Source organism: Mycobacterium shimoidei (genome assembly GCF_900417275.1).
Taxonomy (GTDB): Bacteria; Actinomycetota; Actinomycetes; order Mycobacteriales; family Mycobacteriaceae; genus Mycobacterium; species Mycobacterium shimoidei.
In genome coordinates this window covers 753,397-780,356 of sequence record NZ_UEGW01000001.1, presented here as the reverse complement: position 1 = coordinate 780,356, position 26,960 = coordinate 753,397, and the positions used below count along the sequence as shown (strand labels likewise).

Below are 26,960 nucleotides of genomic sequence, written 5' to 3'. Positions count from 1 at the left end.
TGCACGTCGCAGTGCGACCTGGCTCACATATTGTGGGGTTATGGCTACCATTCCTAGCCCGTTCGGGGCCGCGGCAAAAGTTCAGCAGTATGCGTCGCGGGGCCTGGCCGAGCTGCACTACTTCCGCAAGATCCTCGAAGCCGGTGGGCTCCCGATCAAGTCGCCACCGGATATGGCGGCGATGGTGAAGGACATCCGCAACTGGGGCGAGATCGGGATGCTGCCCGCGCTGCACGCACGCCGCACCCCTGACAAGGTGGCGATCATCGACGACGAGGGCGAGTTGACCTGGCGGGAACTCGATGACGCTGCCCACGCGGTCGCTAACGCTCTGCTCGACAAGGGCGTGAGGGGTGGCGACGGCGTGGCCATCCTGGCCCGCAACAGTCGCTGGTTTTCCATCGCGGAGTACGGGTGCGCACGGGTCGGCGCCCGGATCATTCTGCTCAACAGTTCGTTCTCCGGCCCGCAGATCAAGGAGGTGTCCGAGCGCGAAGGCGCCAAGCTGATCATCTACGACGACGAATACACCGCCGACGTCAGCAAAGCAGAGCCGCCGCTGGGCAAGCTGCGGGCCCTGGGCACCAACCCCGACGCGGACACGGATTCGGGCAGCACCGACGAGACGCTTGCCGATCTGATCAAACGCAGTAGCAACGCCCCCGCGCCCAAGGCGAGCAAACACTCCTCGATCATCATTTTGACCAGCGGCACCACCGGCACCCCCAAGGGCGCGAACCGCAGGACCCCGCCGACTCTGGCGCCGATCGGCGGCATCCTGTCGCATGTTCCGTTCAAGGCCGGCGAGGTGACGGCGCTGCCGGCGCCGATGTTCCACGCGCTGGGCTTCCTGCACGCCACCATCGGGGCGTTCCTGGGTTCGACGCTGGTGCTGCACCGCAAATTCAAGCCGGCGACGGTGCTGGAAGACGTCGAGAAGCACCGCGTGACGGCGGTCGTCGTCGTCCCGGTGATGTTGGCGCGGATGCTCGATGCGCTGGAGAAGATGGAGAAAAAGCCGGACCTGTCCAGCTTGCGGATCATCTTCGCGTCCGGCTCGGCGTTGGGCGCCGACCTGGCCGAGCGAGCGCTCAAGGACCTCGGCCCCGTTCTGTACAACATGTACGGCTCGACCGAGATCGCGTTCGCCACCATCGCCGAACCCAAACATCTGCAACTGAATTCGTCGACAGCGGGTCCCGTCGTCAAAGGGGTGCGGGTCAAGATCTTCGACGAGAACGGCCAGGAGTTGCCCCGCGGCGAGGTCGGCCGGATCTTCGTCGGCACCAGTTTCCCGTTCGAGGGTTACACCGGCGGCGGCAACAAGCAGATCATCGACGGAATGCTGTCCTCAGGCGATGTCGGCTATTTCGACGAGCACGGCCTGCTCTACATCAGCGGCCGCGACGACGAGATGATCGTGTCCGGCGGCGAGAATGTCTTCCCCGCCGAGGTCGAGGATTGCATCAGCGGGCATCCCGACGTGGTCGAGGCCACCGCGATCGGCGTCGACGACAAAGAGTGGGGCCAGCGGTTGCGCGCGTTCGTCGTCAAGAAAGAGGGCGCAGACATCGACGAGGACACCATCAAGAAATACGTGCGAGAACAGTTGGCACGCTACAAGGTGCCGCGTGAGGTGATCTTCCTCGACGAGTTGCCCCGCAACCCCACCGGCAAGATCCTCAAGCGCGAGCTCCGCGAAATGGACGTCTAACCTGGCTTAGCCGTCGAATCCGGTTGCACCGTCAAGCTGTTCGCGCAAGATGTCGAGTTGTCCGGTGTGGCGGGCGGTCTCTTCGATCATGTGCACATAGATCCAGCGCAGCGACACCGTGCCGAAACGACGGTGCGGCACGGCGTGATCCAACGGAAACCGCGCCGCGATGCGCCGGGACTCGTCGCACTGGGTTTGGTATTCCGCAACAAGTGTGGCCAGCGACTCCTCCGGAAGAAAGTCGAACTCCCACGACCGCTCGTGAGTGCGACGGTTGTCGTCGAGTCGCTCCTGCAACAGCTGGTCGAACCAGCCGTATTCCACCCAGCGCAGATGCTTGACCAGCCCGCCGACCGTCGTCGCTGACACAACCAGCCGACGCCGGGCGTCGGCGTCGGACAGGCCGGAAACCTTGCGCACCACGATATCTCGGTAGTCGTCGAGGAAGGCCTCCAGGTTTTGACGCTCGCCGGCGTCCGCACGGTTGCGGCGATCGGGCGCGGCGTCGGTCATGCCGGCCTACGGGTCGCGGGGCAGGCCCAGCAACCGCTCGGCGATGATGTTGAGCTGCACCTCCGAGGTGCCGCCGTAGATGGTGGTGGCGCGGCTGGCCAGCAGGTAGTCGGCCCACTTGCCAAACAGCTGATCGGAGTCACCGATCGCGGCCTCGGTTCCGAAGGTGGACACCGCGAATTCGGCGTAGCCCTGAGCCGTGCGCATCGACAGCAACTTCGAGATCGCCGCCGAGGGCATCGCATCGCCGCCGGCCAGCGTCAGCAGCGTCGAGCGCATGTTGAGCACCTTGGCGGCGTAGCCCTCGGCGATCAATTGTCCGGCCCGGTTCTGCGCGACCTGGTCGAACTGACCGTCACGCATGAACTCGACGAACCCGTCCAGGTTGGCCAGGAACGGCGCCTCGCTGCTACCGATCGAAACCCGTTCCGCGGTCAGCGTGGTGCGGCTGACCTCCCAGCCGCGGTTCACCTCGCCGAGCACCAACTCGTCGGGCACGAACACGTCGTCGATGAAGACCGTGTTGAACATCGCGCCACCGGTGAGCTCGCGCAGCGGTTTGACTTCCACCCCTTCGCTGCTCATGTCCAGCAGGAAATAGGTGATGCCGTTGTGTTTCGGAGCGCTCGGGTCCGTCCTGGCGAGCAGCATGCCCCACTGCGAGAACTGCGCGGCGGTGGTCCAGATCTTCTGGCCGGTGATCCGCCACCCGCCCTCGGCCCTGGTCGCCTTGGTGCTCAATCCGGCCAGGTCGGATCCGGCACCCGGCTCGGAAAACAGCTGACACCAAATCATTTCGCCACGCAGGGTCGGCGGCAAGAACCGCTGCTTCTGTTCCTCGGTGCCAAACTCCACCACTGACGGCACCAGCCAGGCGGCGATGCCCATCTGCGGCCGCCTGACCCGCCCGGCGGTGAACTCCTGAGCAATGATGATCTGCTCGACCGGGCTGGCGTCCCGGCCCCACGGCTTGGGCAGGTACGGCAGCACCCAACCGCCCTCGGCGATCGCGGTCGTGCGCTCCTCGCGCGGCATCGCCTTGAGCGCGGCCACCTCCGCGCGGATCTCGGCGCGCAGCTTCTCGGTTTCCGGATCGAGATCGATGTTCAGTTCGCGCATCCCGGTGCTGGTCGCGGTGTCGACCACCCGTTGCGGGTAGTCGGTGCGACGGCCGAACGAGGCGGCCAGCATCAACGCCCGGCGGTAGTACACGTTGGTGTCGTGCTCCCAGGTGAATCCGATGCCGCCGTGCACCTGGATGCAATCCTGCGTGCAGCGTTGAGCGGCCGCCGGGGCCAGCGTCGCCGCCACCGCCGCGGCGAACTCGACCCCTGAATCTTTCCCGGAGGCGGCCTCGTCGATCGCGCGGGCAGCATCCCACACCGCGGCGGTGGCCCGCTCGGTGTCGGCGATCATCTCGGCGCACTTGTGTTTGATGGCCTGGAACTGGCCGATCGGCCGGCCGAATTGTTCGCGGATCTTGGCGTACTCCGACGCCGTGTCGGTGGCCCACCGCGCCACACCGATGGCCTCCGCCGACAGCAGCGTGGACATCAACGCGTGCGCGGTGGTCATGCTCAGGTTGCTCAGCAGCGCGTCGTCACCGACCTCGACGGCGTTGGCGCGCACGTGCGCGATCGGCCGCAGCGGGTCCACGCTTTTGACCGGCTCGATCTCGAGTTGCTCGGCGCGCAGCACCACCCATTCCTCGCCGCTGTCGATCGCTACCGGCAGCACTAGCACCGATGCCTGCGCCGCTGCGGGCACCGCCCGGACTTCCCCGCGGATCACCAACCCGTCACCGTGGCGGGTCGCGGTCAGCCCGGAACTCAGGGCATACGCGGCGATGGTCGTGCCCGACGCCAGGTCGTTGAGCACTTTCGTGTTCGGGTCGTGCGCCGAGATCAGCGCGCTGGCGATCGCCGACGGCACAAACGGGCCCGGCACCGCGCCGTACCCGAATTCGGCGAGCACCACGGCCAACTCCAAGATGCCGAACCCCTGGCCGCCGACGGTTTCGGCGAGGTGAACGCCCTGCAAGCCCTGCTCGGCCGCAGCCTGCCAGTACGGTGGCGGGTTGTCGACGGGTGTCTCCAGCGCGGCGTGCAGCACTTCCGACGGCGCTACCCGCGCCACCAGGGATCGCACTGAGTCGGCCAGGTCTTGATGCTCAGGGGTGATCGCGATCGGCATTGGTCGCCTTCCGTTGGGAGCTTGTCCCCCCAATTTAATAACCGGTTGGTTGGTTGACTACATTGGCCAGCCGCTGACCGTCGCGCAGCCGCCTGCAGTTGGCGACGGCCTGTTCTAGGTAGCGCCGCATCGTGTCGACGGTGTACCAGCTGACATGCGGCGTCAGCGCGACATTGTCGAGGCCCAGCAACGGGTTGTCCGGCGCGACCGGCTCGACGGCGAACACGTCGAGCCCCGCCGCACCCAACCGGCCGCTGCGCAGCGCGTCCACCAGAGCGGCTTCGTCGACGACTCCGCCGCGCGAGGTGTTGACCAGCACCGCGCCGGGCTTCATCGCGGCCAACTCGTCTGCTCCCAGCAGGTTGTGCGTCGACGGCGGCCCGTCCGTTAAGGGCACATGCAACGAGACGACGTCGCTGTCGGCCAGCAGCTCGGGCAAGCCACGCCAAGTCGGCAGCCCGTCGCTGCCGGTGCTAGTGTGCAGCACCGTTGCGCCCATCGCGGCGACCATTTGCTCGACCCGCTTGGCGATGTTGCCGTACCCGACCAGGCCGACCGTGCAGCCGCCGATATCCCGCACGGTCTCACCCAGCTGCGGATCAGACGGCCAGCCGCGGCCCTGCCGGGTCAGTCGATCCAACGCCGGCAGCCGACGCAGCGCGGCAAGCATCAGCAGCACCGTGCCCTCGGCCACCGACGCCGCGTTGGCACCCGGCATGTTGGCGACGGCGATGCCCTGCTCGCTCGCCGCCGCGACGTCGACGGTGTTCACCCCGGCGCCGAGCTTGTGCACCAGCCGCAGCCTGGACGCCCGGCGCAGGTCGGCAGCCGACAGCGGGCGCAGCACATGCCAGATCACCTCGGCGTCGGGCAGCTCGCGATAGAAGGTGATGTCGTCGTCGGCGGCGCACCACCGGACATCTAGCCAATCAGCCTCGGACGCAAGGAAATCCAGAACTTTACTGCCAGGTATGAAATGAGCAAGGACCCTCAGCGCCACCGTTTCGCAATCCACTTGGCGATCGTGTCAGCTTGCTCGCTGCGCGCTCCCGGCGTGGTGAAGTAGTGGTCGGTATCGATTGAGCACAGCGTCTTGTCGGTGCTGGCAAGCGCGTCGTAGATGCGCTTCGCGTCGGAGGGGAAAACCCCGGTGTCGGCTTCGGCATTGATAACCAGTGCCGGACAGCTGATGCGGGCCAGATGCGGCTCGGCACGGGTTTGCGCAGTCCGCAGACTCCACATGCCCAGCCAGTTACGCAGCGTGCACGCTGCTGCGATGCCGTGCGCCGAGCGGTTCGCCCTCGCCGGGACACCCGCATAACACATGTTGGGCTGACGTTTGGTCGGCTCGATGGTGGGGTCAACCATGCGGGGATCGGCCCAGGTCCGCATCACGGTGAACGGCCGGTCCGAGAACCCCGCGGCGCGAACCCGTTTCAGTTCCTTCTCGGCCCAATCGGTGATGGCGTGGTTGCGCGCTGTTTGCGCTTTCCGGTATTGGGCGAGGAACTCAGGGGCGTACGGCGGGCCATTGGACTCGTTGAACAGGTCGAGGTCGGGATCGGTGGCGACGGGGTCGTTCTCGTCGACGACGGAGCCGTCCATCCACGCGGTCAGCACATCGGGGCGCCCAGGATGAGCCGCGCTGGCAATGTATCCATCGGCGGGTATCAACTCGGTCAAGCCGGCCGCGGGACGCATGCCCGGCAGCGGGGTGACATTCGGGTCCACTGCCTGTGATTGGTAGGCGGCCATCAGCGATCCTCCACCCGAGTTACCCAGCAGCACAACGGCTTCCACGCCCTGAACCTCGCGAAGCCAGCGGACGCCGACACCGATGTCGACCAAAGCGTGGTCGAGCAGAAAGCTGCTCTCGAAGCCACGGAACCGCGTGTTCCAGCCCAAAAAGCCCACGCCGCGGGTGGCGAGATAATCGGCGAGATAGTGCTCAGAGAAGTCGATTTGATAGTGGGAGGCGATGACCGCGACCTTGGGCTTGCGTCCGACGCCGCGGTGATAGAGGCCCTGGCATGGATGACCGCCCGCATCGGCACGCCGGGCAGTTGGCGACGGCAGGCCGATGAATTCGCGCAAAACCCCCGCCGCGCCGGTATAGCGAGTCGTCATATCAGTCGGCCCCTCCTTGCGATGGCTCTCCTCTCCTGACGACCACCCCAGGAACGCTAGAAGAGAGCTGAACCTGATGTTAAATTCAGTTAAGGATCTCCGCCCAGAAAACCAGCGAACTGCACGCCGTCGGACGGGAGCCCGATGATGATCAAGCCACACAACCCCAACAGCGAGTTCGAGCTCGGCGGGATCAACCATGTTGCGCTGGTGTGCTCGGACATGGCGCGCACGGTGGACTTCTACAGCAACATCCTGGGCATGCCGCTGATCAAGTCGCTCGACTTGCCGAATGGCGCCGGCCAGCACTTCTTCTTTGACGCCGGCAACGGTGATTGCGTTGCGTTCTTCTGGTTCGCCGACGCCCCCGATCGGGTGCCGGGAATCTCGTCGCCGGCCGCCATCCCCGGCATCGGCGATATCACCAGCGCGGTCAGCACGATGAACCACCTGGCTTTCCACGTCCCCGCCGAGAAGTTCGACGAATATCGCCGACGGCTCAAGGAAAAGGGCGTTCGAGTGGGGCCGGTGCTCAACCACGACGAGAGCGAGATGCAGGTCTCGGCGACGCTGCATCCCGGCGTGTATGTGCGGTCGTTCTATTTTCAGGATCCCGACGGAATCACGCTCGAGTTCGCTTGCTGGGTCAAGGAATTCACGGCGAACGATACTCAGGCCGTGCCTAAGACGTCGGCCGACCGGCGGGTTCCGGCAAGTCGCTAATTGTGATAGAGCGCCGGGTCGGCGAGTTGGTCGAGCAGTGAGGCCAATTGGTCGACGAGTTCGTCGGGCTTGAGTTGCACCTCCCCGGCCAGCCAGGCGCTGAGCGTCTGTCCGACGCCGCCGACGACGAAATGCGCGGCGGCCGTGCTGCGCTCGTTCGGCGGCATTCCTGACAGGTTGCTGGCGTGGCGGCCCAGCAGCATCGCGAACAATGTGATCGATTCGACGCGTTTGCGAATCAGCACCGCGTTGGTCAGATGCACGCTGAACAGCAGACGCCCGATCCGGGGATCGCCCGCGATGGTGTGCACGATCTTGGCCATCCCGGCGCGAGTTTGCTGCTCGGGTCGCACCGCGTCCACCGCAGCCTGGATACTGGCCGCCAGGTCGGCCACCACCCAATCGAAGACGGCGCTGACGAATTGGTCTTTGTCGGCGAAACTCTCGTAGAAGTAGCGCGCGGCCACGCCCGCCTGGCGGCAGATGCCCCGGACGGTCAACTCGGAAATGTCCTGGTGCTGCGCACCCAACAGGTCCAGGCCGGCGACCAACAGTCGACGGCGGCGCCCGGCGAGCCGTTCGGCAGGTTCGACGCCGCGATAGCGCCGCATGCTCGCCGTTACGCTCGCCGTTTCCATGCGCACCATCTTGACACCGCGGCACCGAGCTGGGCAATATCAGGAAACAAGCGTTCTCACAATTAGCGGAGCAGGTGTGGCAATGACAGTCGAACATGTCGAACGTCCGGTCAGCGATCGGCCCATCGCCGCGGTGACGCGCCGTCGGCCGCCCCGTGCCCTGCGCCAGGACGACACGCTGATGGGCATGGCGTTGCTGCTGGGCCCGGCTAACGTGATCATGCAGCTGGCCCGGCCCGGTGTGGGCTACGGCGTGGTGGAAAGCCGGGTTGAAAGCGGCCGTGTCGACAAGCATCCGATCAAGCGAGCCCGCACCACGTTCACTTACCTTGCGGTGGCCATGGCCGGTACCGACGCCCAGAAACAGGCGTTTCGCCGCGCGGTGAACCGCGCCCATGCCGAGGTCTATTCGACCCCGGAGAGCCCGGTGCGCTACAACGCGTTCGATCCCGACCTGCAGCTGTGGGTGGCCGCATGCCTCTACAAGGGTGGGGTCGATTTCTACCGCATGTTCATCGGCGAGATCGACGACGACGCCGCCGAACAGCACTACCGCGACGCGGTGGTGCTCGGAACGACGCTGCAGGTGCCCGAAGAGATGTGGCCGCCGGATCGCGCGGCGTTCGACCGCTACTGGCAGGAGTCGCTGGACAAGGTACACATCGATGACACCGTTCGCGAGTATCTGTATCCGATCGCCGCGGGCCGGGTTCCGGGTTTGAAGTTGCCCGGACCGTTGCAGCGGCTGGCGGACGCGCCCGGGCTGTTCATCACTACCGGCTTTCTGCCGCAACGGTTCCGCGACGAGATGCGACTGCCGTGGGACGCCACTAAACAACGGCGGTTTGACCGGTTGATAGCTGTGCTGCGGACCATCAACAACCTCATGCCGCGGTTCGTTCGCCGATTCCCGTTCAACGTGTTGCTGTGGGACCTGGACCGGCGGATCAAGCGCGGCCGCCCGTTGGTCTAGCGGCGCCGTTGCGGCGCGGCGGCCGCAACCGCCGCGCGTAGGGTCAGGTACATGCGTACTGAAAATGACACCTGGGACATCACGACAAGCGTTGGTCAGACCGCGTTGTTCGTGGCCACCGCTCGGGCCTTGGAGGCGCAGAAGCCCGACCCCCTTGTCGTCGACCCCTTCGCCGAGGTGTTCTGCCGCGCCGCGGGCGGGCAGTGGGCCGACGTGCTGGACGGCAAAGCGCCCGAGCACCAACTGAAGACAGCCGATTTCGGCGAAGCCTTCGTCAACTTTCAGGCCGCCCGCACCAAGTACTTCGACGACTACTTCGGCCGGGCGGTCGATGCCGGCGTCCGCCAAGTGGTGATCTTGGCCGCCGGGCTGGACTCGCGCGCCTACCGGCTGTCATGGCCGGCCGGCACGACGATCTTCGAGCTGGATCAGCCCGCGGTCCTCGACTTCAAACGCGAGGTGCTCACCGACCTGGGCGCCACGCCCCACGCTGAGCGCCGTGAGGTCGCCGTCGACCTGCGTGACGACTGGCCACAGGCCCTGCGTGACAATGGGTTCGATCCCGCCAAACCCTCGGCGTGGCTTGCCGAAGGCCTGGTGATCTATCTGCCGGCCCACGCGCAGCACCAGCTGTACACCGGCATCGATGGATTGGCCGGTTCGGGCAGCCACGTTGCCATCGAAGATGGTGCCCCGATGTCGGCCGAGGCCTTGGCCGCCGCCATCGCGGAGGAACGTGATGCCAATGCCCGGGGCGACAACCGGCTGTTCTTCCAATTGATCTACAACGAGCAATGCGCCCCGGCGGACCAGTGGTTCGGCGAGCGGGGCTGGACGGCCGTTCCCACCCCGCTGGCCGACTGGTTGCGCGCGGTCGGCCGACCGGTACCCGCGCCGGATAGCGAGGGCGGCCGCACGATCGCCCTCAATACTCTGGTCAGCGCCACCAAGCCGTGACCGGCTGACCGGCACCCGTAGATGAGGATCAACCGGCATTGTTGATCCTCAAATGTGCACCTTTTAGGGCCATGGCACCGCGTCTGCAGATACCATCTGGCGGTGTCCAAGGCTGCGAGGCCTGACAGAGCGCACAACGGCGGCCGGGAACTCACGCACAGCCGGTACCGACTAGTGCTGGAGGCTGCCCGCGTCGTCTACTCGTCCCGGTGGGGGCGGTTCCGCTAGCGAAGGTCTGCGAGGTATCGTTGGCCGGGCTTATCGAAAACGATTTTCATCAAGGTCGGGCCTGCATCGGCCGGTAAGGAGGAACGGGTGGCCCGTTCTACACGACGGTTGGGACGCCGCCGCGAGGTGACCGAGGCCACGACTTGGGGTGATGGGTGCATCTCGACACTTAGCTTATGCAATGCTAACTTCAGCCAGGTTAGCTTAGGCAATACATGCTCGAAGGGGAGGCAGGGCCGTGGATAGCGCTGACGGCGGCATGCTCGCTACCCGGCCAGCAACACCCCGAATCGACGACGACGTCGTCAGCCGGTTCGCCACCTGCTGCCGGGCGCTTGGGCTTCGGGTCTACGACCGCCGCCGCCCGGCCGATTTGTCCGCCGCGCGATCCGGCTTCGCCGCGCTGACCCGCATCGCCCACGACCAGTGCGACGCCTGGACCGGACTGGCCGCCGCCGGCGACGCGTCCGCCCGGGTGTTGGAAGCAATTTCGCAGACCGCCGACACCGCGGGTGTACTGCAGCGCCACGTCGAACTGGCGCCGGGGTCGTTGGGATTCCACTACGACAGCGGGCTTTACCTGAAATTCCGCGCCACCGAGCCCGACGACTTCCATCTCGCCTATGCCGCGGCACTGGTGGCCGACGGAAGCTACGCAGATGCCCACGAGCTGGTGACCGATGTCAGCAAGCGTCGGCCGAACTGCAACGAGGCCCGCTGGGTCGCCGTCGCCCTGCACTACCGCACCGAGCGGTGGTCGGACGTCGTCAAACTGCTGACGCCGATCGTCAACGACACCGGCCTCGACGAAACGTATGCGCACGCCGCCAAAGTCACCCTGGGTATTGCGCTGGCCCGGCTGGGCATGTTCGCCCCGGCGCTGTCGTATTTAGAGGAGCCCGACGGGCCGGTGGCGATCGCCGCGGTGGACGGCGCGCTGGCCAAAGCGCTGGTGCTGCGCGCGCATGTCGACGAGGAATCCGCCAGTGAGGTCCTGCAAGACCTCTACGCCGCCAATCCGGAAAACGAGCAGGTCGAGCACGCCCTGTCCGATCCGAGCTTCGGGATCGTCACCACGACCGCCGCGCGAATCGATGCGCGCACCAACCCGTGGGATCCCGAAACCGAACCCACTCCAGGCAATTTCATCGACCCCGAAGCCCAGGAGCGCAAGCGCGCCCTGCTGCACGAGGCCGAACGCGAGCTCGATGAATTCATCGGCCTGGACAAGGTCAAAGATCAGGTCGCCCGGCTCAAAAGCGCGGTCGCCATGGAGCTGGTCCGCAAGCAGCGCGGCCTCGAGGTGGCCCAGCGCACCCACCACCTGGTCTTCACCGGACCGCCTGGAACCGGCAAGACCACGATCGCCCGCGTCATCGCCAAAATTTATTGCGGCCTAGGCCTTTTGAAAAAAGAGAACATCCGCGAAGTGCACCGCGCCGATCTCATCGGACAGCACATCGGCGAGACCGAGGCCAAAACCAACGCGATCATCGACAGCGCCCTGGACGGCGTGTTGTTCCTCGACGAGGCCTATGCACTGGTGGCCACCGGCGCCAAGAACGACTTCGGTCTGGTGGCCATTGACACGCTGCTGGCCCGGATGGAAAACGACCGGGATCGCTTGGTGGTGATCATCGCCGGATACCGCGCCGATTTGGATCGGTTCCTCGATACCAACCAGGGTCTGCGGTCGCGGTTCACCCGCAGCATCGACTTCCCGTCCTACAAACCGGCTGAGCTGATCGAGATCGCGAACTTTATGGCAGGCAAGCGCGACAGTGTCTTCGAGCAAGCCGCGCTCGACGATCTCGAGGCATTGTTCACGCATTTGGCCGATTCGTCGAAACCCGACGCCTCCGGGGTAGAGCGGCGCGGCCTGGATATCGCGGGCAACGGCCGATTTGTCCGGAACCTCGTCGAAAAGTCCGAAGAGGAACGTGAATTCCGGTTGGACCACTCCGAGCACGCCGAGACCGGCGAATTCACCGATGAGGAGCTGATGACGATCACTGTCGAGGACGTGCGCAACTCGGTTGGGCCGCTGCTGGAGGGCCTCGGCCTGCAGGAGCCGGCATGACCCACCCGGAGCCATTGGACGAACGGCGCTCGTTTTCGTCGCGCACCCCGCGCAACGATAACCCCGACAAGGTCGTCTACCGGCGTGGCTTCGTCACCCGCCACCAGGTGAGTGGTTGGCGATTTGTCATGCGCCGCATCGCATCTGGAGTCGCGCTACATGACACCCGCATGCTCGTCGACCCGCTGCGTACCCAGACCCGCGCAGTGCTGATGGGTGTGCTGATCCTCGTCACCGCCCTGGTGGGCTGCTTCGTATTCTCGTTGATCCGGCCCAACGGCTCGGCAGAAAACAACCCGGTGCTGGCCGACCGGTCCACCGCGGCACTGTATGTGCGGGTGGGGGACCGGCTGCACCCGGTGCTCAACTTGACGTCGGCCCGACTGATCACCGGTAGGCCGGTCAACCCCACGAGCGTGAAAAGCAGTGCGTTAGACCAATTTCCGCGCGGCAACCTGATCGGCATCCCGGGTGCGCCGGAACGGATGGTGCAGGCCACCCCCAAGGACGCGAACTGGGCGGTGTGCGACGGTGTTTCAGGGCCGGCCGCTGGGGTCACGGTGATCGGCGGAACCCTGGACAGCAGCGGTGCCCGCGCCGCGCCGCTGGACGCCACCCAGGCGGTGCTGGTTCGCAACGGCAGCGGCACCTGGTTGCTGTGGAACGGTCGCCGCAGCCGCATCGATCTGCACGACCGCCCGGTCACCAGCGCACTGGGCTTCGGTAACGACGTGCCGACGGCGCGGCCCATCGCCGCAGGCTTGTTCAACGCGATTCCCGAAGCACCGGCGCTGACGGCTCCCGACATCCCCGGGGCAGGCAGCCCACCGCAGTTCGCCCTGCCGACGTCTGCGCCGGTGGGTGCGGTGGTGCAGGCGCACGCCCTGGAAGCCAGCCCGCAGGGCAGCGTGCTGTACTACGCGGTGTTGCCCGATGGGCTGCAGCCGATTTCGCCGGTGCTGGCCGCCGTGCTGCGCAACGCGAACTCCTACGGTTTGGATCAGCCGCCGCGGCTCGGCGCCGACCAGATCGCCCGGCTGCCGGTGTCGCGGATGCTCGACACCGGCCGTTATCCCGAGCAGCGGGTGACGCTCGTCGACGCCGGCCACGATCCGCTCATCTGCGCGCACTGGAGCAAAGCGGCGGGCGCCGCCACCAACTCGCTCACGTTGCTGGCGGGTTCGACGCTCCCGGTGCCCGACGGTGTGCACACCGAGGACCTGGTTGGGGGAGGCGTCGACGGGACCGCCACCCGGGTCGCGTTGGCGCCTGGCAGAGGGTATTTCACGCAGACGGTCGGCCACGATGCGTCCTCGCCGGCGGCCGGCTCGCTGTTCTGGGTCGCCGACACCGGCGTCCGCTACGGCATCGACAACGAGCGCGACGCCACCGGTCACTCCAAAACCGTTGAAGCACTTGGCCTCAACTCACCACCGACTCCGATCCCGTGGTCGATGTTGTCGCTGTTCGCGCCCGGACCGACTTTGTCGCGCGCCGACGCGCTGCTCGCCCACGACGGCTTGGCGCCGGACTCTCGGCCCGGTCGTACTACCTCAGCCGAAGGGGCAACCCGATGAGCCGACTCATCTTCGAGGCCCGTCGCCGGGTGCCGCCGCCGGCAACCCGCAAGGGAGCCATCAACATCGAGGCGCCGCCCGAGCTGCAGCGGGCGATTCCGCCGTCGCTGTTGCGCCGCGCCCTGCCCATCGTGATCGTCATCCTGATCGTCGGGATGATCGTCGCGATGGTCGCCACCGGGATGCGAGTGATCTCGCCGCAGACCTTGTTCTTCCCGTTCGTGCTGCTGCTGGCTGCCACCGCGCTCTACCGCGGCACCGACAACAAGATGCGCACCGAGGAGGTCGACGCCGAACGCGCCGACTACCTGCGCTACCTGTCGGTGGTCCGGGACAACATCCGGGCCCAGGCCGCCGAGCAGCGGGCCGCCGCGGAATGGTCGCATCCTGAGCCCGCCGACCTGGCCGCAATACCCGGCTCGCGGCGCCAGTGGGAACGCGATCCGCATGACGCCGACTTCCTGGTGGTACGGGCCGGGCTGCACTCGACTGCACTGGACACCCCGCTGCGGGTCAACGACACCGCCGACGAGATCGATTTGGAACCGGTGTGTCACAGCGCGTTACGCAGCCTGCTGGACACCCAGCGCACGGTGCGGGATGTGCCCGCAGGAATTGACCTGGCCAAGGTTTCGCGGATCACGCTGCTCGGCGACACCGACGACGTACGCGGGGCATTGCGGGCCTGGATCGCCCAAGCGGTGACCTGGCACGACCCGACGGTGCTCGGTATCGCGCTGGCCACATCCGATTTGGAGGAACCCGAGTGGTCATGGCTGAAATGGCTGCCACACGTGGACATTCCGGGCCAGGTGGACGGCGTCGGTCCGGCTCGCTACCTGTCGACCAATATCGACGAACTGGCCGCGCTGCTCGGTCCCGCGTTGGCTGATCGCCCCGCGTTCACCGGTGGGTCCGCAGACGCGCTGCGCCATCTGCTGATCATCGTCGACGACCCCGACTACGACGTCAACGCATCGACGCTGGCGGCCGGTTGGGCGGGCGTTACCGTCATCCACCGTTCGGCCAAACAGCCGCACCGCGAGCAGTATTCGGATCCCGAGCGGCCGATCCTGCGGATCGCCAACGGAGCCATCGAGCGCTGGCAGACCGGCGGCTGGCAGCCCTACATCGACACCGCCGACCAGTTCAGCGCCGACGAGGCCGCCCATCTCGCGCGCCGGCTGTCCCGCTGGGACTCCAACCCGACGCACAGCGGTCTGCAGTCGGCGGCCACCCGGGGCGCCACATTCACCACGCTGCTGGGGATCCCGGACGCATCGCAGCTCGACGTGCCGACGCTGTGGGCGCCACGGCGCCGCGAGGACGAGCTGCGGGTCCCGATCGGGGTCACCGCGACCGGCGAGCCGCTGATCTTCGACCTCAAGGATGAAGCCGAAGGCGGCATGGGTCCGCACGGGCTGATGATCGGCATGACCGGGTCCGGCAAGTCGCAGACCTTGATGTCAATCCTGTTGGCCTTGTTGACAACTCACCCGGCCGATCGGCTGATCGTCATCTATGCCGACTTCAAGGGTGAGGCCGGCGCCGACAGCTTCCGGCACTTCCCGCAGGTCGTGGCGGTGATCTCGAACATGGCCGAGAAGAAATCGCTGGCGGACCGGTTCGCCGACACGTTGCGCGGTGAGGTGGCCCGCCGGGAGGTGCTGCTGCGCGAGGCCGGCCGCCGGATACAGGGCAGCGCATTCAACTCGGTGACCGAATACGAGAACGCCATCGCCGCCGGCCATGACCTGGCGCCCATACCAACGCTGTTCGTGGTGGCCGACGAGTTCACCTTGATGCTGGCCGACCATCCCGAATACGCCGAGCTGTTCGACTACGTAGCCCGTAAGGGACGCTCGTTCCGCATCCACATCCTGTTCGCATCGCAAACGCTGGACATCGGAAAGATCAAGGACATCGACAAAAACACCTCGTACCGCATCGGTTTGAAGGTGGCCAGCCCAGCTGTTTCCCGGCAGATCATCGGCGTGGAGGACGCCTACCACATCGAAGCCGGCAAGGAACACAAAGGCGTGGGATTCCTGGTGCCCGCGCCCGGTGCCGCGCCGATCAAATTCCGCAGCACTTACGTCGACGGCATCTACGATCCACCGCGGGCGGCGAAAACCCTTGTGGTGCACTCTGCGCCGGATCCCAAGCTGTTCAGCGCCGGGCGGGTCGAGCCGGACCAGGGCACCGTGATCACCGGTGGTGACGAGGACGAGCCCACCGGTCCGCCGCGCAAGCTGATCGCCACCATCGGCGACCAGCTCGCACGCTACGGCCCGCGGGCACCGGAGCTGTGGCTGCCGCCGCTCGACGAGCCAATTTCGTTGAGCACGGTGCTGGCCCGCGCCGGCGTACCGGCGCGACAGGGCCGCTGGCCGCTGGGCGAGATCGACAAACCCTACGAGATGCGTCGCGACCCGCTGGTGTTCGACGCCCGGTCAGCGGCGGGCAACATGGTCATCCACGGTGGCGCGAAGTCCGGGAAGTCGACTGCGCTGCAGACATTTATCCTCTCCGCTGCCAACTTGCACTCGCCGCGTGAAGTGAGCTTCTACTGCCTGGACTACGGCGGGGGACAGCTGCGGGCACTGGAGGACCTGGCGCATGTCGGCAGCGTTGCCTCACCGCTGGAGCCCGAGCGCATCCGCCGCACCTTCGGCGAGCTCGAGCAGCTGCTGCGGTCCCGTCAGCAGCGTGAGGTCTTCCGGGACCGGTCGGCACTTGACGACGGCTACGGCGAGGTGTTTTTGGTCATCGACAACCTCTACGCCTTCAGCCGGGACAACACCGACCAGTTCAACACCCGAAACCCGTTGCTGGCCAAGGTCACTGAACTCACGAATGTGGGACTTGCCTACGGTATCCACGTCATCATCAGCACGCCGAGCTGGTTGGAAGTACCGCTGGCGATGCGAGACGGACTCGGTCTGCGGTTGGAACTCAAGCTGCATGATCCACGCGACAGCAACGTCCGCGTCGTGGGCGCGCTGCGGCGTCCCGCCGAGGCTGTGCCGCCCGACCAGCCTGGCCGCGGTCTGACGATGGCCGCCGAGCACTTCTTGTTCGCGGCGCCGGAGCTGGATCAGGTGCCGGCAATCAACGCCATGCACGCCGGTGTGACGGCGCCGCCGGTGCGGTTGCTGCCAACCAACCTGGCGCCCAGCGATCTGGGCACCCTGTACCGGGGCCCCGACCAGATCGTCGTCGGTCAGCGCGAAGAGGACTTGGCCGCAGTCGAACTCGACTTCGCCGCCAACCCGCTGCTCATGGTGTTCGGCGACACCAAGTCGGGTAAGACTTCGCTGCTGCGCCACATCATTCGCACCGTCCGGGAGAACTCGACCGCCGAGCAGGTCGCGTTCACTGTGCTGGATCGCCGGCTGCACCTCGTCGACGAACCGCTGTTCCCCGACAACGAGTACACCGCCAACCTGGACCGCGTCATTCCCGCGATGCTGGGGTTGTCGGCGCTCATCGAGAAGCGCCGCCCGCCGGCGGGGCTGACGCCGAGCGAGTTGTCCGGCTGGTCGTATCACGGCCACACCCACTACCTGCTCATCGACGACGTCGACCAGATCCCGGACACACCGGCGATGACGGGCCCATTCGTCGGACAGCGACCGTGGACCAGTCTGATCGGCCTGCTGGGCCAGGCCGGCGATCTGGGTCTGCGAGTGATCGTCACCGCACGCGCCAGCGGGTCGGCGCACGCGCTGATGACCAACCCGTTGCTGCGCCGGTTCAACGACCTGCAAGCCACCACATTGATGCTGTCCGGCAACCCGGCCGACAGTGGCAAGATTCGCGGCCAGCGATTCGATCGGCTGCCGGCCGGGCGGGCAATCCTGTTGGGCGACAGCGGCGATCCGACGTACGTCCAGCTGGTCAACCCGCTTGTAGACGAGAGTGTCAGTGCTGAGCGTCAGTGACGTTCATCGAAAGGAGTATCACCCATGACGTTGCAAGTCGTACCCGAAGGCCTGGCCGCGGCCAGCGCCGCGGTGGAAGCGATCACCGCCCGGCTCGCGGCGGCGAACGCCAGTGCGGCGCCGGTGATCGGCGCGGTGGTGCCTGCGGCGGCCGACCCGGTGTCGCTGCAGACCGCCGCGGGTTTCAGCGCCCAGGGCAGTGAGCACACCGCGGTAGCGGCCGAAGGTGTCGAAGAGTTGGGCCGCGCCGGCGCAGGTGTTGCGGCGTCCGGCGCCAGCTATGCCGCCGGGGATGCGGCCGCGGCCTCGACCTACCTGGGTGGCGGCAGCTGAGCATGACCGCGCCGGTGTGGATGGCGTCGCCGCCTGAGGTGCATTCGACGCTGCTCAGTAGCGGCCCAGGACCCGGGCCGTTGTTGGCGGCCTCAGCGGCGTGGGCGTCGCTGAGCGACGAATACGCTTCGGCTGCGAGCGATCTCACCACGCTATTGGGCGCGGTGCAGGCCGGCGCCTGGGAGGGCCCAACCGCCGAGCAGTATGTCGCCGCCCACCTGCCGTATCTGGCGTGGCTGACGCAGGCCAGCGCCGACAGCGCCGAGGTGGCCGCACAACACGAGATTGCGGCGGCGGCCTACACGACCGCCTTGGCCGCCATGCCCACCTTGGCCGAGTTGGCCACCAACCACGCGATCCATGCCGTGCTGGTAGCGACGAACTTCTTCGGCATCAACACGATTCCGATTGCGCTCAACGAGGCCGACTACGTGCGGATGTGGATCCAGGCCGCCACCACGATGGCGACCTATCACGCCGTGTCCGGCACCGCATTGGCATCGGCGCCGCGCACAACACCTGCTCCGGCTGTGCTGAAACAGCAGAGCAGTAGCGCGGCCGCCGCCGCGGACCCGCCATCGTCGGGGGACTTCTTGACCGACATGTTCAACCAGCTTGTCCTACTCTTCCAGGACCCAGCCGGTGTGCTCAGCTCGATAATGGCGAACCCGACCGCGTGGGGCCCGCTGCTGTTCTTTGTCGGATATGAAGTGGTGACCAACATCCTGGGCTGGCCGACCTGGGCGATGATCCTCAGTTCGCCGTTCTTGTTGCCGCTCACCATCGGAGTGGGTGTCAACGCGCTGCTGGTCCAGCTGGCGCCGGTCGCCGTCCCCGCCTTGGCAGGACCGGCCGCGGCCGCCGCGGCTTCGGCCGCCCAGCCCGGGTCCTTGCCGCTCGCAACCTTGGCGTCGAACGTTGCCGCGCCGGCGGCAACCGCAACGGCGGCGCCCGCCGCGGCAACCGCGGCCGCCGCCGGCGGCCCGGCGGCGGCCTCCGCCACCCCGGCCTTTGCCTATGCGGTAGGCGGTTTCGGGCCGGGTGGCGGGCCCGGCCCAGCCCTGATCGACCGCCGCGGCGCCAAAGCCCCGGCGGCCCGTATCCCCGCCGCCGCTGCCGCGGTAGGGGTTTCGAGCCGCGAGAAGGCCCGGGCACGGCGGCGCAGGCGGACGGTGATGCGCGACTACGCCGATGAGTTCGCGGACATGGAAACGGATTTCGAGCCCGATACCGGCGCGCCAACAGAGTCGGTCGCTTCCGACAACGGGGCGGGCCGGTTGGGATTCGCCGGAACCGTAACCGACGACGCCCTCAGCAAGGAGGCGGCCGGACTGACCCGCTTGGCGGGTGACGACCTCGCGGGGGGACCCGCCAGGCCGATGATGCCCGGCACGTGGGATACCGAACATACCGGTGAGGCCAACGAAGAAGGGGGAGAGCGCAACTGAGACTTAAAAGGCAAACCACAGACAGCAATTGACGAAAGGATGCAGACGATGAGCATGTTGGATGCGCATATTCCGCAGTTGGTGGCGTCGCAGTCGGCGTTTGCGGCTAAGGCGGGGTTGATGCGTTCGACGATTGGGCAGGCCGAGCAGGAGGCGGTGTCGGCGCAGGCGTTTCATGTGGGGGAGTCGGCGGCGGCGTTTCAGGGTGCGCATGCCCGGTTTGTGGAGGCGGCGGCGAAGGTGAATGCGTTGCTGGATATTGCGCAGGCCAATTTGGGGGATGCCGCGGGCACGTATGTGGCGGCCGATGCGGCGGCGGCGTCGAGCTACACCGGGTTTTAAGGGAAGAGGGGTTTAGTGATGTCGCAGATTATGTACAACTATCCGGCGATGCTGGCGCATGCGGCGGATATGGCCGGGTATGCGGCGACCTTGCAGGGGTTGGGTGCCGATATCGCCAGTGAGCAGGCGGCGTTGTCGGGGGCTTGGCAAGGCGATACCGGGATGACGTATCAGGCCTGGCAGGCGCAGTGGAATCAGGCGATGGCCGATTTGGTGCGGGCTTATCACGCCATGGCGGGCACCCATGAGACCAACACCACCGCGATGCTGGCCCGCGATCAAGCCGAAGCCGCCAAATGGGGCGGCTAGCAAAGACGGGCTCGTAGGTTAGATGGGCGCAGAACCCAACGCCGTCGAGCTGACCGTCGAACAGGCGTGGTTCATTGCCGACTCCATTGGCGCGGGAACCTTCCCGTGGGTGCTGGCAATCACCCCGCCTTACACCGACGCCGGCCAACGCGGCGCGTTCGTCGAGCGGCAGAAAGCCGAACTGACCCGGATGAGACTCATCTCCGCCGACGGGGTGATCAACCACGCGGTGGGCGAGTGGATCCGGGTGGTTTGCTTTCCGGAACGGTGGCTGGACCTGCGCTACGTGGGACCGAACACCGGGCCTGCCCGCGGCGACATGCTGCGCGGCATCGTGGCATGTCGCGGCGACAAAACCGTCGTGGCGCTGCGCAATGCGCAACTGGTCACCTTCACGTCGATGCGTATCGATGACGCGCGGGCATTGGTGCCGGTGCTGGGAGTGGGACTGGCGCAGCGACCGCCCGCGCGCTTCGACGAGTTCAGCATGCCGGCCCGGGTCGGTGCGCGGGCTGACGAGCGGCTGCGCAACGGCACACCGCTCGTCGAGGTGCTCGAGTACCTCGGTATTCCGGAATCCGCACGGCCCGTTGTGGAATCGGTGTTCAACGGTCCCCGCAGCTATGTCGAGGTCGTCGCCGGTTGCCGCCGTGACGGTCGGCACGCCACCACCGAAGTCGGGATGAGCATCGTCGACACCACCGCGGGCCGGGTGCTGGTCGCGCCGTCGCGCGCCTTCGACGGCGAATGGGTGTCGACGTTCAGTCCCGGAACACCATTTGCGATCGCCGTCGCCATCGAACAACTGATCGCGACGCTCCCGGACGAGGAATGGTTTCCGGGCAAGCGGCTGTCACGAGACTTCACTGTGTCCACCTAGCCCAGATTCACCGAGAGAAAGAGAACTCATGTCCCACCAACGTCCGAGGATCCGCTGATGTCGAGCGCCGTGATGCCGATCGTGCGGGTTGCCATCCTCGCCGAGAGCCGGTTGACGGAAATGGCTTTGCCCGCCGAGCTACCGCTGCGCGAAATCTTGCCTGCGGTCCAGCGTTTGGTGGTTCCCACAACTGGTCAAGATGCCGCCGACAACGGCGATATCGCTGACGAGGCAACACCCACCCGGCTGAGTCTTGCCCCGATCGGCGGAGCGCCGTTCAGCCTGGACGCCAGTCTGGACACCGTCGGCGTCGTCGACGGCGACCTGCTCGCGTTGCAACCGGTGCCCCCCGGCCCCGCCGCGCCCGGCATCGTCGAGGACATCGCCGACGCGGCAATGATCTTCTCCGAGTCGCGGTTGAAGCCGTGGGGCATCACTCACATCCAGCGTGGGGCGCTGGCCGCAGTCGTTGGATTCGTAATCGTGGCAACCGGTTTCGCGACCGCGCACCGGGTGGCCACCGGGGTGAACGCGGGACTGTTCGCGGTAGGCGCTATCGCGGTGCTCACCGCGCTGGCCGGCCTGACGGCACGTTCCTCGCGGGTGGCGATGACTCTCTCGGCGACGGCGCTGGTGCCGATCGCCGCCGCGCTGGCATTGGCGGTGCCGGGCACCTTCGGCTCCGAACACGTGATGCTGGCCGCCGCCGGAGTTGCCGCATGGTCGCTGGTCACCATCATCCTTCCGCGCCGTGAGCCTGAACGCGCCATCAAATTCTTCACTGCCACAGTAGTTTTAGGCGCCAGCGTGTTGCTGGCCGCGGCCGCCCAGTCGGTCTGGCAGCTACCGCTGCTCAGCCTGGGCTGCGGACTGATAGTGGTGGCGCTGCTCGTTGCCGTCGAGGCACCGCAACTGTCGGCGCTGTGGGCGCGGTTGCCGCTGCCGGTCATTCCGGCGCCCGGCGATCCCACTCCGTCGGCGCCCCCGTTGCGTGTGCTGCAGGATTTGCCGCGGCGGGTGCGGATCAGCGACGCACATCAAACCGGATTCATCGCCGCCGCGGTGTTGCTCAGCGTATTGGGGTCGGTGGCGATCGCGATGCGGCCCGAGACGCTCTCGGCGTGGGGCTGGTATGTGGTGGCGGCAACGGCGACCGCTGCCGCGCTGCGTGCCCGGGTGTGGGATTCGGCCGCCTGCAAGGCCTGGCTGCTTGCCCAGCCGTATCTGGTCGCGGTGGCGCTGCTGGTGCTCTACACCTCGACGGAGCGCTACGTCGCCGCACTGTGCGCGGGCGTCGCGTTGGCCGTGTTAGTGCTGGCCTGGGTAGTGGTCGCGCTGAACCCGGCGATCGGATCGCCGGACAGTTATTCGCTGCCGGTGCGCCGGCTGCTCGGCTTCGCCGCGGCCGGCATCGACGCGTCGCTGATCCCGGTGATGGCCTACCTGGTCGGGCTGTTCAGCTGGGTGCTCAATCGATGATTCGTGCCGGGCTAGCCTGCGTCGCCGCGGTTTTGACCGCGGCGACGTGGGTGTGTCCATCGGCTGCGGCGATCAGCCCGCCCGTGGTCGACCCTGCCGTGCCGCCACCCAACGGCGCGCCGGGGCCGGTCCAGCCGATGGAGCAACGCGGGGAATGCACTGTCTCGGGCGTCATGCCCGGAACGGATCCCGGTGCCATTACCGCCAACCAGCAGATGATGAATCTGCCTGCGGTGTGGAAGATTTCCCGGGGCGACGGTCAGTTGGTGGCCGTCATCGACACCGGTGTGCGTCCGGGTCCCCGGCTGCCCAACGTCGACCCCGGCGGCGACTACATCGAAACCAGCGACGGCCTGACCGACTGCGACGGACATGGCACCCTGGTGGCCGGCATCATCGCCGGCCAGCCCGGCGACGACGGCTTCGCCGGCGTCGCGCCCGGGGCGCGGTTGCTGTCGTTGCGCGCCGCCTCGGCGAAGTTCTCGCCGAAAATGGCTGGCGGCGACTCGACTTTGGCGCAGGTGTCGTTCGACGTGGCGGCGATGGCGCGGGCGATCGTGCGCGCGGCCGACCTCGGCGCCCGGGTGATCGACATCTCCTCGGTGACCTGCCTGCCCGCCGACCGCAGCGTCGACCAAACCGCGCTCGGTGCCGCTATCCGCTATGCGGCCGTGGACAAAGACGCGGTGATCGTCGCGGCCAGCGGCAACAGCGGCCCGACCGGCTCGGCCGGCGGCATCGCCTGCGAGTCCAATCCGCTTACCGACCTGAGCCGCCCCAAAGATCCCCGCAACTGGGCAGGCGTCACGTCGGTGTCCATCCCGTCGTGGTGGCAGCCCTATGTGCTGTCGGCGGCCGCGCTGACGCCGGACGGCCAGCCCGCCAAATTCAGCATGGCCGGCCCGTGGGTCGGCATCGCCGCACCCGGGCAGAACATCGTGTCGGTGAGCAACCGCGACGACGGCGGTCTGGCCAACGGGCTGCCCAATGAACGCCAGCAGTTGGTTCCGTTGAGCGGCACCAGCTACGCGGCCGGCTACGTTGCCGGTGTCGCGGCGCTGGTCCGCAGCAAGTATCCCGATTTGACCGCCCAGCAGGTGATACACCGCATCACCGCGACCGCGCACAACGGGGCCCGCGCGCCCTCCAACCTCGTCGGTGCCGGCACCGTGGATGCGATGGCGGCGCTGACCTGGGAACTGCCGGCCGCCGCCAAACCCGACACGGCACCGGTGAAGCACATCCCCGCACCGCCCGAACCCGCGCCGAAGAATTACACCCCGCTGATCGTCGCGGCCGGCGGAACCGCCGCCCTGGCACTTGTCGTGGTGGCCGCGGCGGCGATCGCCGCGCGCCGCCGAAAGGAGCTCACCTCGTGAGGCAATCGCATACCGGACGGATCACGCTGGCGGTGTTGGCCGCGGTGGCGGTGGGTATGGCATATCCGTGGCAGTCGACGCGTGAACGGTGGGTCCTCGGCGTCGCGATCGCCGTGCTGATCATCCTGGTGGCGTGGTGGCGCGGCATGTTCATAACGACGATGCTGCGTCGGCGAATAGCGTTGCTGGCCCGCAGACCTGGGCGGACCCATAAGCCCGGGATCGACGTACGGACGACGGTGCTGCTGCGGGTGAGCGCGCCCGACGCCGAAGCCGACCACGTGCCGCTCACGATGATTGCGCAATACTTGCACCGCTACGGCATACGTGCCGACGCCATCCGGGTCACCAGCCGCGACACCGAATCGGATGCGGGAGTACCACAGCGGCAGACGTGGATTGGGCTGACCCTTTCGGCCACCGACAACCTCGCCGCTCTGCAGGCTCGTTCGCCGAGCATTCCGCTGCACCAGACCGCGGAGGTCGCCGCGCGGCGGCTCGCCGACCACTTGCGGGAGATCGGCTGGACGGCCAGCCTGGCCGAACCCGACGACGTCCCGGCGGTTTTCGCGCCGACGGCCCGGGAAACCTGGCGCGGCATACGCCAGGGAGGCGCCGATTACGTTGCAGCATACCGAGCCAAGGCCGACACGGCGCTGCCGGAGCTGCTCGCGGTGATCCGGTCCTATCCAGCCCGCGAAACATGGACGACGCTCGAAATCGCCGGCGCGGCAGAGGCTCCGACGGTTGCGGTAGCCTGCGCGCTGCGCACGAATACCCGGCCTGGGGGACGTGCACCGATTTCCGGGTTGTCACCGCAATCCGGAAACCACCGGTCGGCGCTCACGGCGCTGCAGCTTGGGTCAACCGAAAGATTGGACGGACACACCGATTTACCTGCCGACCTGCTCAGTCAGCTGCGCTGGCCGAGCAGCGCCCAGCAACTGCACGCCGCGGTCTAACTGAACATAAAGCCCTGCAAGAATTGAGTCATTCGGCGCAGATACTCCAGTTGGCTGATGTGCATCAGGTGACTTCCCGGAAACCAGTGCAGCGCGCAGCGATCCCAGTGCTCCCAAAGCATTTCGGCTTGGCCCGGTGGGGCGAAACGGTCACCGAGACCGGTGATGATCAGCCGGCGGTCCATTGCCACCATCGGCTGGTAGTTCAGCGGACAGTGATAGGACAGTGCCGCGCTCAGCTCGTCGCGGCCGATTTGGCCGATTCGCAGCCCGAGTGAAACCAGCACACTGGCCGGAAACCAGTCGTCGAACAACTGGATCGGCGTGACGACAGGGCAATTTGGGATCACCGCCTCGAGCCGGTCGTCGACGGAGGCGATCAACGACGATGTGTAGCCGCCAAGTGATATACCGGTCAACGCGATACGGTCCACGCCGGTGTGCTGAAGATAGTTGACCAATGACCGAAAATCGTGCACAGCCTGGGCCATCGCTTCGGCGAAACCGGTCAGACCATGGGCGAAGTAACCGTATCCGCTGAATGGAGACTTCTTTTCGGCACGCCTGCCGTGGAACGGCAAGGTGTAGAGCAGAACGTCGTAACCCGATTTGTAATACCAGGGCAGCGAGAAGAACAATCCGTTGAGTAGGTACGGTGACCCCAAAAAGCCGTGGATGACACAGAGCGTCGGCCGTGGCCCGTCGCCGTGGCGCCAATGCTGGGCCCGTACCACATTGTTGTTGCGCAGGCTCCGCCATTGTTGGCGCAGAGCAGGATTCACCGCCTCGAAGCTACTGGCGAACTCGATGTTCTCCACATTGCCGTGTGCGATTCTCTCTGCGATCACGTTGGCCGGCCGTGCCAGTACCCGAGGCACCGATGTCGGAGCCGGAAAGGAGATCGCCGAATCACGCTCACCGGCCAGCTCGGCATAGAAGCGCAAATTGGCCCGCTCCCTGCGAGATTGGCTGCGCAGCAGGCTGGTAGCTAACACCGGCGGCGCCATCGTCGCCGCGAGCATGGTGGCCACCGCCGTCCGCAGGCCGATGTCGCTGAGTGCGGTCGCTTCGACAAAGGCTCGTTGGCGTAGCGGCAGGGCCGCCAGATCCGGCAGGCCCGCCGCACCGGCGTCCGCGCCGGGTACATCGGGAATCGGAACGGGCGCGCTGAGCGGATCGGCGTCGGACGTCATTGTCGGCTGGCCTCTCTGGTGTCGAGCGGGTGAAACAGCGTAGCCGCATTCTGGTAGAACACGGCGCCCAACCAATCGTCGTCGATATCGGGTAACCGGGTGAGGGCGCGCATCGCATCAGCGTAGCTGTAGGGGATGTTCGGGAAGTCGCTACCGAACAAAATGCGGTGACCCAGCTGGCGCAGCCGGCGCAGCTGATCCGCTGGGAACGGCATGGTCTCGTCGACGAAGGGAGTGAAGGCCATGGTGGTGTCCAGTCGCACGTCGGCAGCGCTTTCGCAGATGTCCAAGAATTCGGCATATTCCGGCATCCCCATGTGCGCGATGATCAACCGCAACTGCGGGTAGCGGCGCAGCAGACGGCGTATCGGTTCAGGCCCGGTATGTTCACCGGATACCGGCCCGGATCCACAGTGGATGACGATCGGCACCCGGGCATCTTCGATGACGCCCCAGACCTGGTCCAGCAGTGGATCATTCGGATCGTAGTGGCCTACCTGAACATGTGCCTTGAATACCTGTGCGCCGTCGCGGACGGCGGCTTCGACATATTCGCCGGCATCGGGTTCGGGGTAAAACGTAGCGGTCGCAATGCAATTTGGTGTGGACCTCGCGAACTCGCCGGCCATTGGTTCAGCCAGGCCGCCATATCTGGTTTGTGTGGGTAGACCAAGGCGGTGAAACCGCGCACCCCGAACAGCCTCAGCAGCTCTACTCGTCGGGCCTCGTCGGACCGGTAACTGATCGGCCAGTACCGGCCGACCAGCGGGCCTGCGGAGTCGAAGTACTTCCACACCTTGTCCATCACCGGCTTCGGCATGAAGTGGGTGTGTACGTCGATCACCCCGGGCAAGCCCAACTCAGACCAGATCCGCCGAACGTTTGCAGCGTCGTCTTCGTCAGTCATCTCCACCCTCGTCTAACGTTTCTCTATACCAGTCGGCTCGTAGGTGTCGATCGGAAGGACC

At 66.5% G+C, this 26,960-nt stretch carries 21 protein-coding genes and 1 pseudogene; 15 read left to right on the top strand and 7 right to left on the bottom strand.

The features are described 5' to 3' along the window. The first annotated feature begins 40 nt into the window (after positions 1-40). On the top strand, positions 41-1,714 hold the full coding sequence (gene fadD2, locus MSP7336_RS03850; protein ID WP_069397111.1) for a long-chain-fatty-acid--CoA ligase FadD2: 1,674 nt from the start codon (positions 41-43) through the stop codon (positions 1,712-1,714). 6 nt (positions 1,715-1,720) lie between these two features. Here fadD2 and MSP7336_RS03845 read toward each other — a convergent pair whose 3' ends face one another. The 4 genes from MSP7336_RS03845 to MSP7336_RS03830 are packed head-to-tail and all read right to left on the bottom strand — an operon-like array spanning position 1,721 to position 6,547. Continuing rightward, positions 1,721-2,227, bottom strand: coding sequence for a DinB family protein (locus MSP7336_RS03845; RefSeq protein WP_069397110.1), 507 nt, complete (start codon positions 2,225-2,227; stop codon positions 1,721-1,723). Positions 2,228-2,233: 6 nt separating this feature from the next. Continuing rightward, positions 2,234-4,420, bottom strand: a complete 2,187-nt coding sequence (locus MSP7336_RS03840) for an acyl-CoA dehydrogenase family protein (RefSeq protein WP_069397109.1) — start codon at positions 4,418-4,420, stop codon at positions 2,234-2,236. Positions 4,421-4,454: 34 nt separating this feature from the next. Continuing rightward, positions 4,455-5,435, bottom strand: a complete 981-nt coding sequence (locus tag MSP7336_RS03835) for a 2-hydroxyacid dehydrogenase (protein WP_244917409.1) — start codon at positions 5,433-5,435, stop codon at positions 4,455-4,457. Further along, positions 5,411-6,547, bottom strand: coding sequence for an alpha/beta fold hydrolase domain-containing protein (locus tag MSP7336_RS03830; protein ID WP_069397108.1), 1,137 nt, complete (start codon positions 6,545-6,547; stop codon positions 5,411-5,413). Before MSP7336_RS03830 ends, MSP7336_RS03835 begins: the two co-directional genes overlap by 25 nt. A gap of 147 nt (positions 6,548-6,694) precedes the next feature. On the opposite strand from MSP7336_RS03830, the gene MSP7336_RS03825 reads away from it, so the two are divergent. Then, the gene (locus MSP7336_RS03825) at positions 6,695-7,270 is read left to right on the top strand and encodes a VOC family protein (RefSeq protein ID WP_113964762.1); all 576 of its coding nucleotides are present in this window, start codon (positions 6,695-6,697) and stop codon (positions 7,268-7,270) included. Here MSP7336_RS03825 and MSP7336_RS03820 read toward each other — a convergent pair. Beyond that, positions 7,267-7,917, bottom strand: a complete 651-nt coding sequence (locus tag MSP7336_RS03820; RefSeq protein WP_069397107.1) for a TetR/AcrR family transcriptional regulator — start codon at positions 7,915-7,917, stop codon at positions 7,267-7,269. The two genes, MSP7336_RS03825 and MSP7336_RS03820, sit on opposite strands and share 4 nt — an antisense overlap. Positions 7,918-7,990: 73 nt before the next feature. Here MSP7336_RS03820 and MSP7336_RS03815 point away from each other — a divergent pair, with 73 nt between their 5' ends. The 13 genes from MSP7336_RS03815 (at position 7,991) to eccE (ending at position 24,799) form a co-directional block, all read left to right on the top strand. Next, positions 7,991-8,881 carry an oxygenase MpaB family protein gene (locus tag MSP7336_RS03815; protein WP_069397106.1) on the top strand — a complete coding sequence of 297 codons (891 nt, stop codon included), beginning with the start codon at positions 7,991-7,993 and terminating at the stop codon, positions 8,879-8,881. 51 nt (positions 8,882-8,932) lie between these two features. Next, positions 8,933-9,838: a class I SAM-dependent methyltransferase gene (locus tag MSP7336_RS03810; protein WP_069397105.1), complete on the top strand. Its 906-nt coding sequence runs from the start codon at positions 8,933-8,935 to the stop codon at positions 9,836-9,838. 487 nt (positions 9,839-10,325) lie between these two features. Beyond that, the gene (gene eccA / locus MSP7336_RS03805) at positions 10,326-12,146 is read left to right on the top strand and encodes a type VII secretion AAA-ATPase EccA (protein WP_113963083.1); all 1,821 of its coding nucleotides are present in this window, start codon (positions 10,326-10,328) and stop codon (positions 12,144-12,146) included. Beyond that, the gene (gene eccB, locus MSP7336_RS03800; protein WP_113963082.1) at positions 12,143-13,723 is read left to right on the top strand and encodes a type VII secretion protein EccB; all 1,581 of its coding nucleotides are present in this window, start codon (positions 12,143-12,145) and stop codon (positions 13,721-13,723) included. Before eccA ends, eccB begins: the two co-directional genes overlap by 4 nt. Then, positions 13,720-17,667, top strand: coding sequence for a type VII secretion protein EccCa (gene eccCa, locus MSP7336_RS03795; protein ID WP_069397102.1), 3,948 nt, complete (start codon positions 13,720-13,722; stop codon positions 17,665-17,667). The genes eccB and eccCa overlap by 4 nt, the downstream gene beginning before the upstream one ends. Before the next feature lie 24 nt (positions 17,668-17,691). Then, entirely contained in the window at positions 17,692-18,000 is a 309-nt protein-coding gene (locus MSP7336_RS03790) for a PE family protein (RefSeq protein WP_069397101.1), read from the top strand. Between the two features lie 2 nt (positions 18,001-18,002). After that, complete coding sequence (locus MSP7336_RS03785) at positions 18,003-19,448, top strand: PPE family protein (protein ID WP_181786543.1); 1,446 nt, start codon at positions 18,003-18,005, stop codon at positions 19,446-19,448. Between the two features lie 48 nt (positions 19,449-19,496). Then, a complete protein-coding gene (gene esxG, locus MSP7336_RS03780) occupies positions 19,497-19,790 on the top strand; it encodes a type VII secretion system protein EsxG (protein ID WP_113964327.1) in 294 nt (97 codons plus the stop codon). Between the two features lie 18 nt (positions 19,791-19,808). Further along, entirely contained in the window at positions 19,809-20,099 is a 291-nt protein-coding gene (locus tag MSP7336_RS03775; protein WP_113963081.1) for a WXG100 family type VII secretion target, read from the top strand. A gap of 22 nt (positions 20,100-20,121) precedes the next feature. Then, positions 20,122-20,979, top strand: a complete 858-nt coding sequence (locus MSP7336_RS03770) for an ESX secretion-associated protein EspG (RefSeq protein ID WP_113963080.1) — start codon at positions 20,122-20,124, stop codon at positions 20,977-20,979. Between the two features lie 57 nt (positions 20,980-21,036). Continuing rightward, the gene (gene eccD / locus MSP7336_RS03765; RefSeq protein WP_113963079.1) at positions 21,037-22,458 is read left to right on the top strand and encodes a type VII secretion integral membrane protein EccD; all 1,422 of its coding nucleotides are present in this window, start codon (positions 21,037-21,039) and stop codon (positions 22,456-22,458) included. Next, complete coding sequence (gene mycP, locus MSP7336_RS03760; RefSeq protein WP_113963078.1) at positions 22,455-23,837, top strand: type VII secretion-associated serine protease mycosin; 1,383 nt, start codon at positions 22,455-22,457, stop codon at positions 23,835-23,837. Before eccD ends, mycP begins: the two co-directional genes overlap by 4 nt. Beyond that, positions 23,834-24,799 carry a type VII secretion protein EccE gene (gene eccE / locus MSP7336_RS03755; protein WP_244917408.1) on the top strand — a complete coding sequence of 322 codons (966 nt, stop codon included), beginning with the start codon at positions 23,834-23,836 and terminating at the stop codon, positions 24,797-24,799. Before mycP ends, eccE begins: the two co-directional genes overlap by 4 nt. On the opposite strand, the gene MSP7336_RS03750 is transcribed toward eccE, so the two are convergent. After that, complete coding sequence (locus tag MSP7336_RS03750; RefSeq protein ID WP_113963077.1) at positions 24,796-25,992, bottom strand: alpha/beta hydrolase family protein; 1,197 nt, start codon at positions 25,990-25,992, stop codon at positions 24,796-24,798. The two genes, eccE and MSP7336_RS03750, sit on opposite strands and share 4 nt — an antisense overlap. Further along, positions 25,989-26,899: pseudogene (locus MSP7336_RS03745) on the bottom strand (amidohydrolase family protein). The gene MSP7336_RS03750 and the pseudogene MSP7336_RS03745 overlap by 4 nt, the downstream one beginning before the upstream one ends. Positions 26,900-26,960: the final 61 nt, after the last annotated feature.